The 14,508-nt window shown below is 52.1% G+C and carries 10 protein-coding genes; 3 read left to right on the forward strand and 7 right to left on the reverse strand.

Going from position 1 to position 14,508, the window contains the following annotated elements; genetic code table 11:
* Positions 1 to 22 precede the first annotated feature (22 nt).
* From E3U32_RS13755 to E3U32_RS13785, 7 genes are all read right to left on the reverse strand, one after another.
* A complete protein-coding gene (locus E3U32_RS13755; RefSeq protein WP_134349230.1) occupies positions 23 to 2,287 on the reverse strand; it encodes a ComEC family protein in 2,265 nt (754 codons plus the stop codon).
* A 215-nt stretch (positions 2,288 to 2,502) separates the two neighbouring features.
* Positions 2,503 to 2,790: an integration host factor subunit beta gene (gene ihfB, locus E3U32_RS13760; protein WP_008499965.1), complete on the reverse strand. Its 288-nt coding sequence runs from the start codon at positions 2,788 to 2,790 to the stop codon at positions 2,503 to 2,505.
* Positions 2,791 to 2,960: 170 nt separating this feature from the next.
* On the reverse strand, positions 2,961 to 4,634 hold the full coding sequence (rpsA, locus tag E3U32_RS13765; protein ID WP_014169387.1) for a 30S ribosomal protein S1: 1,674 nt from the start codon (positions 4,632 to 4,634) through the stop codon (positions 2,961 to 2,963).
* A 110-nt stretch (positions 4,635 to 4,744) separates the two neighbouring features.
* A complete protein-coding gene (cmk, locus tag E3U32_RS13770; protein ID WP_134349231.1) occupies positions 4,745 to 5,428 on the reverse strand; it encodes a (d)CMP kinase in 684 nt (227 codons plus the stop codon).
* Positions 5,429 to 5,613: 185 nt separating this feature from the next.
* Positions 5,614 to 6,897: a 3-phosphoshikimate 1-carboxyvinyltransferase gene (gene aroA / locus E3U32_RS13775; protein WP_134349232.1), complete on the reverse strand. Its 1,284-nt coding sequence runs from the start codon at positions 6,895 to 6,897 to the stop codon at positions 5,614 to 5,616.
* A gap of 68 nt (positions 6,898 to 6,965) precedes the next feature.
* On the reverse strand, positions 6,966 to 8,054 hold the full coding sequence (gene serC, locus E3U32_RS13780) for a 3-phosphoserine/phosphohydroxythreonine transaminase (protein ID WP_134349233.1): 1,089 nt from the start codon (positions 8,052 to 8,054) through the stop codon (positions 6,966 to 6,968).
* Positions 8,055 to 8,216: 162 nt separating this feature from the next.
* Entirely contained in the window at positions 8,217 to 8,909 is a 693-nt protein-coding gene (locus E3U32_RS13785) for a DUF421 domain-containing protein (RefSeq protein ID WP_134349234.1), read from the reverse strand.
* A gap of 127 nt (positions 8,910 to 9,036) precedes the next feature.
* On the opposite strand from E3U32_RS13785, the gene ycaO reads away from it, so the two are divergent.
* The 3 genes from ycaO to pflB all read left to right on the forward strand — a co-directional run bounded on the left by ycaO (position 9,037) and on the right by pflB (position 14,395).
* The gene (ycaO, locus tag E3U32_RS13790; protein ID WP_134349235.1) at positions 9,037 to 10,797 is read left to right on the forward strand and encodes a 30S ribosomal protein S12 methylthiotransferase accessory factor YcaO; all 1,761 of its coding nucleotides are present in this window, start codon (positions 9,037 to 9,039) and stop codon (positions 10,795 to 10,797) included.
* A 406-nt stretch (positions 10,798 to 11,203) separates the two neighbouring features.
* A complete protein-coding gene (focA, locus tag E3U32_RS13795) occupies positions 11,204 to 12,061 on the forward strand; it encodes a formate transporter FocA (protein ID WP_134349236.1) in 858 nt (285 codons plus the stop codon).
* A 51-nt stretch (positions 12,062 to 12,112) separates the two neighbouring features.
* Positions 12,113 to 14,395, forward strand: coding sequence for a formate C-acetyltransferase (gene pflB / locus E3U32_RS13800; protein ID WP_134349237.1), 2,283 nt, complete (start codon positions 12,113 to 12,115; stop codon positions 14,393 to 14,395).
* The last annotated feature ends 113 nt before the right edge of the window (positions 14,396 to 14,508 follow it).

Consider the following 14,508-nt stretch of genomic DNA (forward strand, 5'->3'; position numbering starts at 1 on the left):
TTCGTTGAAATAGCCGCATATTCTACCCGTTATCTACGGGCGCGCCAAACCACTGATGATACCAAAAGGGTAAATATTGCTCTCGCAAGCGCCGGATTTGCCAGTAATGTTGCGAGAATGTCACCGATATTTGTCCAGAATGAGGCGTATCATGCCAGATATACCCCTCTTTTCGATAACGTCGGACAACTTTCGCCGACGGGAAATGCCATGCGTTATAGCGGGCCGCTGAATCAAGGGCGATCTGTCCTGCCACCCGTTGTACCAGCGGCAACGACGAAGACGTATTGCTGCCATGATGGGGGACCTGTATGAGCGTGGAGGTCAGATGACGCCAGTAATGGCTAAGCATAGCCTGTTCCGCCTGCGCTTCAATGTCGCCTGTGAGCAGTACACTCTGCTCACCGTCGTCAACTTTTACCACGCAGGATGCGTTATTCCCCTGTGTGGAGTAACGCTCAGGCGGCCAGTGGACGGTGAAGGTGAGTCCTTGCCATCTCCAGCTTTGCCCCCGGAAACAAGGACGGTGCCCTGCCTGACGTAATGCGCTTCTTATCCACACGTCTGGCCATGCTTTTTTGAGCGAGGCCAGTCCTCCCGCATGGTCCAGATGGTCATGACTGAGAATAACGCCTTCTGGCCGCAGGTGATGCCAGCGAAGCCACGGAATAATTAACCGCTGTGCGCTATCTCCGCCCGGCCAGGCGAGCCCGGTATCATAGAGAATGGCTTTTCCCTGTCGTTCAATGACCATTGCCAGCCCCTGCCCCACATCCAGCATATGCAGGGTCCAGCTATCGCTTTTTGCCGTTCGCCAGAGAGGAAATGCCATCAGGACACTTCCTGCCAGACAAACGGCAGGAACGGTTTTCCAGGCACGGAAGCGCCAGCCAATGATGCTAAGCCAGGGCAGCAATGTCGTGTACTGCCAGCGTTGATCCACATTTTGCCAGCCATCAGGCAGGCGCATCAGCAGCCAGAAAAGTCCCGCAAGTGACCTATCGGCTGCAAACCAGATGGCATTTTCTACTGCGGCAAGCGGCAGCAGATGGAGCAGCATACCGAGCAGAATCAGCGGCACGGAGATAAACGTTACCAGTGGAACGGCAAAAAGATTAGCGACCAGAGAGGATATGCTGAAGCCATGGAAAATCAGAACCTGCAATGGCAAGAGCAACAGCAACATGCCAACCTGCAGATAAATGAGGTTCAGTAGCGGCCTTATCCAGCGTACCTTGTGCCAGTGAGGAAGCGGCAACCACTGAAACCAGAAAATCAGCGCGGCTACGGCAAATGCTGACAGGGCCAGACTCTGCGAGAGTATGGCTAATGGATCGCTTATCAGGATTGCCGCGATACAGCAAAACCATACCTGCCAGGGAGACCATTGACGGGCAGCAATCCGCAACGTCGCGAGCACAGCAAGCGCGATGACGGTTCGCAACGCTGGAGGCTGCAAACCGGTAAGCCAGGCGTAGAAAGCAGCAAAGAACAACCCGGCCAGGAGAGGCATTTGCCAGTGGACCCGGTGGCCAGGTAATAAAAACTGGAATCCACGTGCCAGTAACCAGACAATGGATGCCGCCAGTGCGATATGCAGACCCGAAATCGCCATGAGATGCAGTGTGCCGGTTTCCCGCATCAGGTCTTTTATTTCCTGGGGTATATCCAGACGTTCTCCCATCCCCAACCCAAGGATAACCGCTCTCCAGTGATAAGCAGAAAGTCGGTTTTGCAGTGACATCAGGTATTGTGCTCGCAAACTGCAGCGTCCATCGACGAGTTCCGCATGGGTGAAGCGCCCGCTCAGCGTTTGGTGTTGAGCAAAAGCGCTTCGCTGGGCATCATAGCCTCCGTCATTCAGTTCGCCGTGAGCAGGCCTGAGCCTGAGCGTCATGTCCCAGCGCTGACCAGCACACACTTTCTGTGGCAGATAATTGCCATACAACGTTACACCAGTGGACGCCCACCAGCGTTGACCATCAACACTGAGAATGTTTCCCTTATGCAGGGTTGCGCCATCGGTCGCGGTGATCTCGACCTCAGCCTGCACCGCACCTGAGGTTAAATGCGCCATCGGCCAGACGCTCTCTTGCGCGGCAAGAATACCCCATACACAAAATAACAACCCGATCCCCACATATTTCAGTCGTACGTTTCGCAGTGCGGCCAGCCCTATCCCAGCCACAATCATTATCCACACGGTATGACGTGACGGCAGTTCAGGTAACCAAAGTAAAGGGGTTATCGCCAGAATGGCGCAGATACTCAGCGCGGGTATGCCCATTGCTACCTCCCTGTTTCAGGGTGGCAGTATGTAAGCCAGCAGATCGTGTTGTCAGGTGAGAAGAATGCGTTATACGGGAAGCGCTGTACTATTTTTATCGGTTTGCAGAAACTGAAACGAAAAATGCGGGACATCTTCAGATGCGATAACGTTAAGTATAAAAAAAGCACCCGCAGGTGCTTTCTTTCGAACCCAGTTTAACCCGATGGTTAAACTCAGTTGCCGTAAATATTGGCGCGATCGCGCAGTTCTTTGCCCGGCTTAAAGTGTGGAACGTACTTACCTTCCAGTTCGACTTTATCGCCCGTTTTCGGGTTACGCCCGGTGCGTGGAGCACGATAGTGCAGAGAAAAACTACCGAAACCGCGGATTTCAATGCGCTCGCCCTGGGCAAGAGTGGAGGCCATATGCTCCAGCATCTCTTTTACGGCATCTTCCACTGCCTTGGCAGGGATATGCGGTTGCTGACTGGCAAGTCTTTCAATCAATTCTGACTTGGTCATGATTCCTCCGGTTCCTTTCAAACCAATTAGCTGAACAGCTCATTAAACAAGGGCGGCCGTAGCCGCCCTTTGTTATTGATTACAGGACGAATCCTGCAATCTGTCAAGTTTGCTCCTCATCCTTCGCACTGTAAATATGTTACAGGTCAAATGATGCTGAGAACCTGATATTACTCGCCTTTAGCTGCTTTGAAAGCTTCAGCCATTGCGTTGTTAGAGAAGTTTGCATCTTCCTGTTTGTTAACAGTTGCGATTGCATCTTTCTCATCAGCTTCGTCTTTAGCACGAACAGACAGGCTGATTGCACGGTTCTTACGGTCAACACCGGTGAACTTAGCTTCAACGTCGTCGCCTACGTTCAGAACCAGAGTGGCATCTTCAACGCGGTCACGGGAAGCTTCAGAAGCGCGCAGGTAACCTTCAACGCCGTCAGCCAGTTCTACGGTTGCGCCTTTAGCGTCAACTGCAGTCACTTTACCGTTTACGATTGCGCCTTTCTTGTTCAGTGCAACCCAGTTGTTGAACGGATCTTCTGCGAGCTGTTTAACGCCCAGGGAGATACGCTCACGCTCTGCGTCAACCTGCAGAACAACTGCAGCGATTTCGTCGCCTTTTTTGTATTCACGAACTGCTTCTTCGCCTGCAACGTTCCAGGAGATGTCAGACAGGTGAACCAGGCCATCGATGCCGCCGTCCAGGCCGATGAAGATACCGAAGTCAGTGATAGACTTGATTTTACCTTCAACACGGTCACCCTTGTTGTGGGTTTCCGCGAACTGCTGCCATGGGTTGTTTTTGCACTGCTTCAGGCCCAGGGAGATACGACGACGTTCTTCGTCGATATCCAGAACCATCACTTCCACTACATCACCAACGTTAACAACTTTGGATGGGTGGATGTTTTTGTTGGTCCAGTCCATTTCGGAAACGTGCACCAGGCCTTCAACGCCTTCTTCGATTTCAACGAAGCAGCCGTAGTCAGTCAGGTTAGTTACGCGACCAGTCAGTTTAGTACCTTCTGGGTAACGCTTAGCGATAGCTACCCATGGATCTTCGCCCAGCTGTTTCAGGCCGAGGGATACACGAGTACGCTCGCGGTCGAACTTCAGCACTTTAACAGTGATTTCGTCGCCCACGTTCACGATTTCGCTTGGGTGCTTAACGCGTTTCCACGCCATGTCGGTGATGTGCAGCAGGCCATCAACGCCGCCCAGGTCAACGAATGCGCCGTAGTCAGTGAGGTTCTTAACGATACCTTTGACTTCCATGCCTTCCTGCAGGTTTTCCAGCAGCTGATCGCGTTCTGCGCTGTTTTCGGATTCGATAACGGCACGACGGGATACAACAACGTTGTTACGCTTCTGGTCCAGCTTGATTACTTTGAACTCAAGCTCTTTGCCTTCGAGGTGCAGGGTGTCACGGACTGGACGAACGTCTACCAGTGAACCTGGCAGGAACGCACGAATACCATTCAGCTCAACAGTGAAGCCGCCTTTAACTTTGCCGTTGATAACACCGACTACAGTTTCAGCTTCTTCGTAAGCTTTTTCCAGCGTGATCCAAGCTTCGTGACGCTTAGCTTTCTCACGGGACAGCAGGGTTTCACCGAAGCCGTCTTCCACTGCATCCAGAGCAACGTCAACTTCGTCACCAACCTGGATTTCCAGCTCGCCCTGGGCGTTTTTGAACTGCTCTGCCGGAATGGCGGACTCAGATTTCAGACCGGCGTCAACCAGTACTACGTCTTTGTCGATAGCAACAACAACACCACGAACGATGGAACCCGGACGGGTTTCGATTGTTTTTAAGGATTCTTCAAATAGTTGAGCAAAAGATTCAGTCATGTTTAATCTTCAGGTTAATATAACGTCCACCTGGCTCCGTGCCGGATGGGGTTGTTTCACATACCCGCCGTCAATCCATTGCAGCGGGGGTACTACTAAATCGGTCGCGATTACGCGAGTGCCAGTTTCTGGCGCGCATATTGTAGCGCTTTTTCAATCACTTGCTCAATAGTTAAACTGGTTGAATCCAGAACTAATGCATCTTCTGCAGGAACAAGTGGGGCGACGGCGCGGTTACGATCGCGGTCATCGCGCTCTTTTATCTCGGATAAAAGGCGATCAAAGTTAACACTAAACCCCTTTTCCTGCAACTGAAGCATGCGGCGTTGAGCACGTTCTTCCGAAGAGGCGTCAAGGAAAATTTTCACAGGCGCATCAGGGAATACAACGGTTCCCATATCACGTCCGTCAGCAATCAGACCCGGGGCGTCACGGAAAGCACGCTGACGACGTAACAGCGCCTCGCGAACGCGCGGGAAGGCCGCCACCTGGGAGGCTGCATTAGCCACTTCCTGAGTACGGATTTCGCCGCTCACGTCTTCCCCTTCAAGGATGACTTCCAGGTTGCCATCGGTCGAAACGAAACGCACATCCAGATGCGCAGCCAGCGGAACCAGCGCTTCTTCAGAGGCCACATCCACATGATGATGCAGCGCAGCCAGAGCCAGCACGCGATAGATTGCTCCCGAATCTAAAAGATGCCATTGCAATGCTTCCGCCATCGCTTTGCACAGAGTACCTTTCCCTGCGCCACTAGGCCCATCAATGGTGATTACCGGGGCAACTGCCGTCATCTTTTTCTCCTTAAATAAGGCATACCGTTTACATGAACGCCGCGCATTATACGCGCCAACGTGCGCAACTGTTACCTTTGCGTGCAAATTACGGAATGATTGAAGCAGAGTGTAGAAGAAATGAGCGGAGGTGTTCGTAATGAAGCGTAAGCAAATGCCGCATCGGGTGATGCGGCAACACGAGATCAGGCCAGAGTACTAATGCGTGCCAGCTGTTCGAAGTAGTCCGGGAACGTTTTCGCCGTACATTTCGGATCAAGAATAGTGACAGGGGTGTCTGACAGCGCCACCAACGAGAAGCACATCGCCATACGGTGATCGTTGTAGGTTCCGATTTCCGCAAACTGTAGTTTTGCCGGAGGGGTCACGCGAATGTAGTCTTCGCCCTCTTCCACCTCAGCACCGACTTTACGCAGCTCTGTCGCCATCGCGAACAGACGGTCAGTCTCTTTTACGCGCCAGTTGTAGATATTACGCAGCGTGGTGGTGCCTTTGGCAAACAGCGCCGCCGTGGCAATGGTCATCGCCGCGTCCGGGATATGGTTCATGTCCATATCGATGGCATTCAGCTCGCCGTGGGTGCAGGAGATGAAGTCATCGCCCCAGGTAACAATAGCGCCCATTTTTTCCAGCACGTCCGCAAAACGGATGTCGCCCTGCACGCTGTTACGGCCAATGCCGGTCACTTTTACCGTGCCACCTTTAATTGCACCAGCGGCGAGAAAATAGGACGCGGATGAAGCATCACCTTCAACAAGATAGTTGCCCGGAGACTGGTACTGCTGGGCACCGCGAACAACGAAGCGCTGATAAGAGTGGTTTTCAACCTCGACACCGAAGGTTTTCATCAGGTGCAGCGTGATATCAATGTACGGTTTGGAGACCAGGTCACCTTTAATAGCGATCACCGTATCCTGCGGTGCCAGCGGTGCAGTCATCAGCAGCGCCGTCAGGAACTGGCTGGACACACTGCCATCCACCTCAACGTTACCGCCGGTAAAGCCCCCGCGCAGACGCAGTGGCGGATAATTTTCCTGCTCCAGATAATCAATCTGTGCGCCACCCTGGCGAAGGGCATCCACCAGATGGCCAATCGGGCGCTCTTTCATGCGAGGCTCACCGGTCAGCACAATGTTGTTGCTACCCAGACACAGGGCCGCCGCCAGCGGGCGCATCGCCGTACCGGCGTTACCCAGAAATAGCTCAAGCTCTTCACCCGCGTGCAGCGCGCCGCCATTGCCGGTCACTTCGCAGCGGGTACGATCGTCGGAGAGAGTGTAATGAACACCCAACGCTTTCAGCGCATTGAGCATATGGCGCACGTCATCGCTGTCCAGCAGGTTTGTAAGGACGGTGGTGCCGTTTGCCAGCGCTGCCAGCAGCAGAGCGCGGTTCGAGACACTTTTTGAACCAGGCAGATTGATGGTGCCATCTACCCGCGCGATAGGTTGTAACGTCAGGGATTCCATGAAACTTAACTCTCAACTCAACATAATAAAAACCCCGCAGCAGCGCTGCGGGGGTGAAAACAGCGCAATTAACCGTGGCGACGTTCGAAATCGATCATGAAATCCGTCAGGGCTTTAACGCCTTCCAGCGGCATCGCGTTATAGATAGAAGCACGCATGCCACCAACGACACGGTGGCCTTTCAGCGCATGCAGGCCTGCCGCGAAAGACTCTTCCAGGAACACTTTGTCCAGGTTGCTGTCCGCCAGCTGGAACGGCACGTTCATGCGAGAACGGTTAGCTTTCGCCACATCGTTGCGGTAGAAATCGCTCTTGTCGATCACGCCATACAGCAGTTCGGCTTTCTGCTGATTAATTTTGTCCATCTGCGCCACGCCGCCGTTTTGCTTCAGCCATTTGAAGACCAGGCCGGAAAGATACCAGGCAAACGTTGGTGGGGTGTTGAACATGGAATCGTTATCGTTCAGGACGGTGTAATCGAGAATCGACGGGCAGGATTTATGCGCTTTACCCAGCAGGTCTTCACGTACGATAACAATCGTCAGGCCAGCAGGACCGATATTTTTCTGTGCGCCAGCGTAAATCACACCATAACGGCTGACATCCAGCGGTGTGGAAAGGATGGTCGAAGAGAGATCCGCGGTAACCACCACGTTATCACCAAAGTTTGGCTCTTCGTGGATAGCGATGCCGTCGATGGTTTCGTTCGGGCAGTAGTGCAGATAAGCCGCATCACGGGAAAGTTTCCACTCACTCATCGGCGTTACGGCACGCAGACCGTCAACGGTCACTTTGGCATCGATAACATTCGGCGTGCAGTATTTGTGCGCTTCTTTTACCGCACTGGCCGCCCAGTAGCCCGCATCAACGTAATCAGCGGTGGTTTTGTCACCCAGCAGATTGAGTGGGATGCCAGCAAACTGACCGCGTCCACCGCCGTGACAGAACAATACTTTGTAGTTCGAGGGGATATTCAGCAGATCGCGAAAATCCTTTTCTGCCTCTTCCGCCACCTGAATAAACTCTTTACCCCGGTGGCTGATTTCCATCACCGACGTACCGAGACCATTCCAGTCACAAAGTTCCTGTTGAGCCTGTTTAAGCACGTCTGCCGGTAACATCGCCGGACCTGAACTGAAATTAAAGACTTGAGCCATTTCCCCTCACCACGCTAAAAGCCATAAGTTATAACTGTGGATATCGGTTTTATCATTCAGTGACACGCGCCGCAATGTCTAAAACTTATGACCCTTGAAATGTGTCCTGCGTCACACAAAACAATCTGCCGCCTCGCTAAGACAAAACCGACAAAATGGCTGTCAGGTGATGCGTTTAGCCCGGCTAACCTTCGTCCATTCTGGATTTGCACAGCGAGGGCATAATTGACGATCCCCTGGCAGCATCGCAACTACGTGGCTGCATCTCACGCAGGCATACTCGCCCGCTTCGGGTACGGTTCTGAAACGCTCGACCAACATATCTGGCAGGATACAAAGCCCAGGCTTCACCTCGTCGTCAGAATAGTAATAGACGCTGATCTGCCCGTTGGTTTCCATTATCGCCAGACGCACCTGCCCGAGCTGTTCAACGCTATTCAGGCGTAGCTCCATAAAGAACTCAAACTCGGTCATATTGGCGCTCTGAACATTTTCCCAGGCCAGCTGTCCGTCCTCGACGATAACGACCGGCTTCCCTTCAAGCAGATCTTCCAGCTTTTCGCTTTTCGACATCAGCCACATCACAAGGCGGTAAAGTAGCGCAAGTGAGACAAAGACGATAAAGACCGGCACCATCGGCACATCATCATAAAAGGCGACGTCCCCCGCCGCTGAACCCAGCGTCAGGATGATCAACACCTCAAAGAGCGACATCTGTCGTACGCCACGACGCCCCGTTATCTTGAGAAACAGAAAGACCAGGACGAAGGTATACAGACTGCGCAGAGCGACTTCGCCTAAAAACTCAGGTGGGACTTTATCAAATGCCATCCGCTGGAGATCAAACGCTTTCATTTTTCTATGCCTTAACAGTAGGTTACTGAATGTAAGCATAGCTCAGGCTTTTATTTTCGCCGAAGATAGCACCTGTCACGCAAAACCCGTATCATTGCGCGCTTTACGTACGATAAAAGTGAACGCCATGACTCAAACGTTTATCCCCGGCAAAGACGCCGCTCTGGAAGATTCCATCGCTCGCTTCCAGCAGAAACTGACCGACCTGGGTTTTAACATCGAAGAAGCCTCCTGGCTCAATCCGGTGCCTCATGTCTGGTCCGTGCATATTCGCGATAAAGACTGTGCCCTGTGCTTTACCAACGGTAAAGGCGCGACAAAAAAAGCGGCACTGGCCTCTGCGCTGGGTGAGTACTTTGAGCGTCTGTCCACCAACTATTTCTTCGCTGACTTCTGGCTGGGTGAGACCATCGCTAACGGCCCGTTCGTTCACTATCCAAATGAAAAATGGTTCCCGCTGACCGAAGACGACGAACTGCCGGAAGGTATTCTCGACACTCGCCTGCGTGCCTTCTACGATCCCGACAACGAACTGACGGCCAGCATGCTGATCGATCTGCAGTCCGGTAACGAAGATCGCGGTATTTGCGCCCTGCCGTTTACCCGTCAGTCTGATGAGCAGACCGTCTATATTCCGATGAACATCGTAGGCAACCTGTATGTGTCCAACGGCATGTCCGCCGGTAACACCCGCAATGAAGCCCGCGTGCAGGGTCTGTCTGAAGTCTTCGAACGCCACATTAAAAACCGCATTATTGCCGAATCCATCAGCCTGCCTGAAATTCCGGCAGACGTGCTGGCGCGCTACCCGGGCGTAGTGGAGTCCATCGCCAAACTGGAAGCAGAAGGTTTCCCAATCTTTGCCTACGACGGCTCGCTGGGCGGTAAGTACCCGGTTATCTGCGTTGTACTGTTTAACCCGGCCAACGGCACCTGTTTCGCCTCCTTCGGCGCGCACCCGGACTTCGGCGTGGCGCTGGAGCGTACCGTTACCGAGCTGCTGCAGGGCCGTAGCCTGAAAGATCTCGACGTGTTCACCCCGCCAACGTTTGACGATGAAGAAGTTGCCGAGCATACCAACCTCGAAACCCACTTCATTGACTCCAGCGGTTTGATCTCCTGGGATATGTTCAAACAGGACGCCGACTATCCGTTCGTGGACTGGAGCTTTGCCGGTACCACGGAAGAAGAATTCGCTACGCTGATGGCTATTTTCAAAGCCGAAGACCAGGACGTCTATATCGCCGACTACGAGCACCTTGGCGTCTACGCGTGCCGCATTATTGTTCCTGGCATGTCCGACATCTACCCGGCTGAAGATCTGTGGCTGGCGAATAACAGCATGGGCGCGCATCTGCGTGAAACGCTGCTGGCTCTCCCAGGCAGTGAATGGGAGAAAGAAGATTATCTGAACCTGGTCGCCCAGCTGGACGAGGAAGGCCACGATGACTTCACACGCGTACGTGAACTGCTGGGTCTGGCGACCGGTAAAGACAACGGCTGGTATACCCTGCGTATCGGTGAGCTGAAAGCGATGCTGGCTCTGGCGGGTGGCGACCTGGATCAGGCCCTGGCCTGGACCGAGTGGACCATGGAGTTCAATCAGTCAGTTTTCTCTGCCGAGCGCACCAATTATTACCGCTGCCTGCAAACGCTGTTGCTGCTGGCACAGGAAGACGATCGCGAGCCGCTGCAATATCTGAATGCTTTCGTACGTATGTACGGTGCAGAGGCCGTGGAAGCAGCCAGCGCGGCCCTGAGTGGCGAAGAGCCATTCTATGGTCTGCAGGCTGTTGATAGCGATCTGAAAGCCTTCCCTGCCCATCAGTCACTGTTGAAGGCCTACGAAAAGCTGCAGAAAGCGAAAACCGCTTACTGGTCAAAATAAGCGCACATAACATTACCAGCAGTAGGCGTATTCAATCGTCTGGGCTATATTACGGGGCAATTTCATTGCCCCGTTTTTTATTTTCTTCGGCAATGACTGTTGATTGTAATAATAAAGTTAAACATGGGTAAATATAATAATATTTACCTGAGCTTTACTGTTACTATTTATGGTAAATACTCCATATTAATTAACTGTTTCAGAGGTGGCTGAACGAAAAAATTCAACTCTTTTCATAACTTTTAAAATTTATTTTTATACGGATAATCAAATACTTACTCCGCATTTGTTGTAAAACCATACATACTGCGGGCCTATAAGCCAGGCGAGATATGATCTATATCAATTTCTCTTCTATAATGCTTTGTTAGTATCTCGTCGCCGACTTAATAAAGAGAGAGTTAGTGTGAAAGCTGACAACCCTTTTGATCTTTTACTCCCCGCTGCGATGGCCAAAGTTGCCGAAGAAGCGGGTGTCTATAAAGCAACGAAACACCCGATGAAGACGTTCTATCTGGCGATCACGGCTGGTGTGTTCATCTCTATCGCTTTCGTCTTCTACATCACCGCCACTACCGGTACTGCTGGTATGTCTTTCGGCATGGCCAAACTGATTGGCGGCATATGCTTCTCACTGGGTCTGATTCTTTGCGTTATCTGCGGTGCCGACCTCTTCACCTCAACGGTGTTGATTGTCGTGGCAAAGGCCAGCGGAAGAATCACCTGGGGTCAGCTGGCACGTAACTGGCTTAACGTCTACGTGGGTAACCTGGTTGGCTGTCTGCTCTTTGTTTTGTTGATGTGGCTTTCTGGCGAGTACATGACCGCCAACGGTGGCTGGGGGCTTAACGTCCTGCAAACCGCCGACCACAAAATGCACCACACATTTATCGAAGCCGTTGCTCTCGGCATCCTCGCTAACCTCATGGTCTGCCTGGCTGTATGGATGAGCTACTCCGGTCGTAGCCTGATGGACAAAGCCTTAATTATGGTTCTGCCGGTTGCGATGTTTGTTGCCAGCGGCTTTGAGCACAGTATCGCGAATATGTTCATGATCCCAATGGGCATTGTCATCCGCGACTTTGCGAGCCCGGAGTTCTGGACCGCAGTTGGTTCATCCCCGGAAAGTTTCTCTCACCTGACTATTATGAATTTCATTACTGATAACCTGATCCCTGTCACTATCGGGAACATTATCGGTGGGGGTCTGTTAGTTGGGTTGACATACTGGGTCATTTACCTGCGTGGCGACGATCATCATTGATGGTTTTCTCAGGCAGTAAATAAAAAATCCACTTAAGAAGGTAGGTGTTACATGTCCGAGCTTAATGAAAAGTTAGCCACAGCCTGGGAAGGTTTTGCGAAAGGTGACTGGCAGAATGAAGTAAACGTACGTGACTTCATTCAGAAAAACTATACCCCGTATGAAGGTGACGAATCCTTCCTGGCTGGCGCAACTGATGCGACCACCAAGCTGTGGGACAGCGTAATGGAAGGCGTTAAACTGGAAAACCGCACTCACGCGCCAGTTGATTTTGACACCTCCGTTGCTTCCACCATCACTTCTCACGATGCTGGCTACATCAACAAAGCCCTTGAGAAAATCGTTGGTCTGCAGACTGAAGCACCACTGAAACGCGCAATTATTCCGTTCGGTGGTATCAAAATGGTTGAAGGTTCCTGCAAAGCGTATAACCGCGAGCTGGACCCAATGCTGAAAAAAATCTTCACCGAATACCGCAAAACCCACAACCAGGGTGTATTTGATGTTTACACCAAAGACATTCTGAACTGCCGTAAATCTGGTGTTCTGACTGGTCTGCCAGATGCATATGGCCGTGGCCGTATCATTGGTGACTACCGTCGTGTTGCACTGTACGGTATCGACTTCCTGCTGAAAGACAAATACGCCCAATTCGTTTCCCTGCAGTCTGACCTGGAAAACGGCGTAAACCTGGAAGCGACTATCCGTCTGCGTGAAGAAATCGCCGAACAGCACCGCGCGCTGGGTCAGATCAAAGAGATGGCTGCGAAGTATGGCTGCGACATCTCTGGTCCTGCTACCAACGCTCAGGAAGCTATCCAGTGGACCTACTTCGGCTACCTGGCCGCGGTTAAGTCTCAGAACGGCGCAGCAATGTCCTTCGGTCGCGTATCCACCTTCCTGGATGCCTACATCGAACGCGACATCAAAGCAGGCAAAATCACCGAGCAAGACGCTCAGGAAATGATTGACCACCTGGTCATGAAACTGCGTATGGTTCGCTTCCTGCGTACTCCTGAATACGATGAGCTGTTCTCCGGTGACCCAATCTGGGCAACTGAATCAATCGGTGGTATGGGCGTTGATGGCCGTACGCTGGTTACCAAAAACAGCTTCCGCTTCCTGAATACCCTGTACACCATGGGGCCTTCTCCGGAGCCAAACATCACCGTTCTGTGGTCTGAAAAACTGCCTCTGAACTTCAAGAAATTCGCCGCTAAAGTGTCTATCGACACCTCTTCTCTGCAGTACGAGAACGATGACCTGATGCGTCCGGACTTCAACAACGATGACTACGCTATCGCTTGCTGCGTAAGCCCAATGGTCGTTGGTAAACAAATGCAGTTCTTCGGTGCGCGTGCAAACCTGGCGAAAACCATGCTGTATGCAATCAACGGCGGCGTTGATGAAAAACTGAAAATGCAGGTTGGTCCTAAGTCTGAACCAATCAAAGGCGACGTTCTGAAGTTCGACGAAGTGATGGAGCGTATGGATCACTTCATGGACTGGCTGGCTAAACAGTACGTCACTGCACTGAACGTTATCCACTACATGCACGACAAGTACAGCTACGAGGCCTCTCTGATGGCGCTGCACGACCGTGACGTCGTTCGCACCATGGCGTGTGGTATCGCAGGTCTGTCCGTTGCTGCTGACTCCCTGTCTGCTATCAAATATGCGAAAGTTAAACCAGTTCGTGACGAAGACGGCCTGGCTGTAGACTTCGAAATCGAAGGCGAATACCCGCAGTTTGGTAACAACGATTCTCGCGTTGATGACATGGCGGTTGACCTGGTAGAACGTTTCATGAAGAAAATTCAGAAACTGACTACTTACCGTAACGCTATCCCGACTCAGTCTGTTCTGACCATCACCTCTAACGTAGTGTATGGTAAGAAAACCGGTAACACTCCAGACGGTCGTCGTGCTGGCGCGCCATTCGGCCCAGGTGCTAACCCAATGCACGGTCGTGACCAGAAAGGTGCTGTAGCCTCTCTGACTTCCGTTGCTAAACTGCCGTTTGCTTACGCGAAAGATGGTATCTCTTACACCTTCTCTATCGTGCCAAATGCGCTGGGTAAAGACGACGAAGTGCGTAAAACTAACCTCGCGGGTCTGATGGATGGTTACTTCCACCACGAAGCGTCCATCGAAGGTGGTCAGCACCTGAACGTGAACGTGATGAACCGTGAAATGCTGCTCGACGCGATGGAACATCCTGAGAAATATCCTCAGCTGACCATCCGCGTATCTGGCTACGCAGTACGTTTTAACTCCCTGACTAAAGAACAGCAGCAGGACGTTATCACCCGTACTTTCACTCAGTCCATTTAACTGGAATTGACTGAAATCACGCGTTAAAAAGCGTACAATAAAGGCTCCACGTCAGTGGGGCCTTTTTAGCACCCTCTCCACCTCAGTCTCTTTTGTCCGCTATCTATACTCAA

Origin of the sequence: Lelliottia nimipressuralis (assembly GCF_004402045.1) — a bacterium.
Lineage (GTDB): Bacteria > Pseudomonadota > Gammaproteobacteria > Enterobacterales > Enterobacteriaceae > Enterobacter > Enterobacter chinensis.

Bases quoted from the DNA above. Each gene is read 5' to 3' on its own strand.
- rpsA (WP_014169387.1), bottom strand. From the start codon at position 4,634: ATGACTGAATCTTTTGCTCAACTATTTGAAGAATCCTTAAAAACAATC.
- pflB (WP_134349237.1), top strand. From the start codon at position 12,113: ATGTCCGAGCTTAATGAAAAGTTAGCCACAGCCTGGGAAGGTTTTGCG.
- ycaO (WP_134349235.1), top strand. From the start codon at position 9,037: ATGACTCAAACGTTTATCCCCGGCAAAGACGCCGCTCTGGAAGATTCC.
- aroA (WP_134349232.1), bottom strand. From the start codon at position 6,897: ATGGAATCCCTGACGTTACAACCTATCGCGCGGGTAGATGGCACCATC.
- E3U32_RS13755 (WP_134349230.1), bottom strand. From the start codon at position 2,287: ATGGGCATACCCGCGCTGAGTATCTGCGCCATTCTGGCGATAACCCCT.
- serC (WP_134349233.1), bottom strand. From the start codon at position 8,054: ATGGCTCAAGTCTTTAATTTCAGTTCAGGTCCGGCGATGTTACCGGCA.
- E3U32_RS13785 (WP_134349234.1), bottom strand. From the start codon at position 8,909: ATGAAAGCGTTTGATCTCCAGCGGATGGCATTTGATAAAGTCCCACCT.
- cmk (WP_134349231.1), bottom strand. From the start codon at position 5,428: ATGACGGCAGTTGCCCCGGTAATCACCATTGATGGGCCTAGTGGCGCA.
- ihfB (WP_008499965.1), bottom strand. From the start codon at position 2,790: ATGACCAAGTCAGAATTGATTGAAAGACTTGCCAGTCAGCAACCGCAT.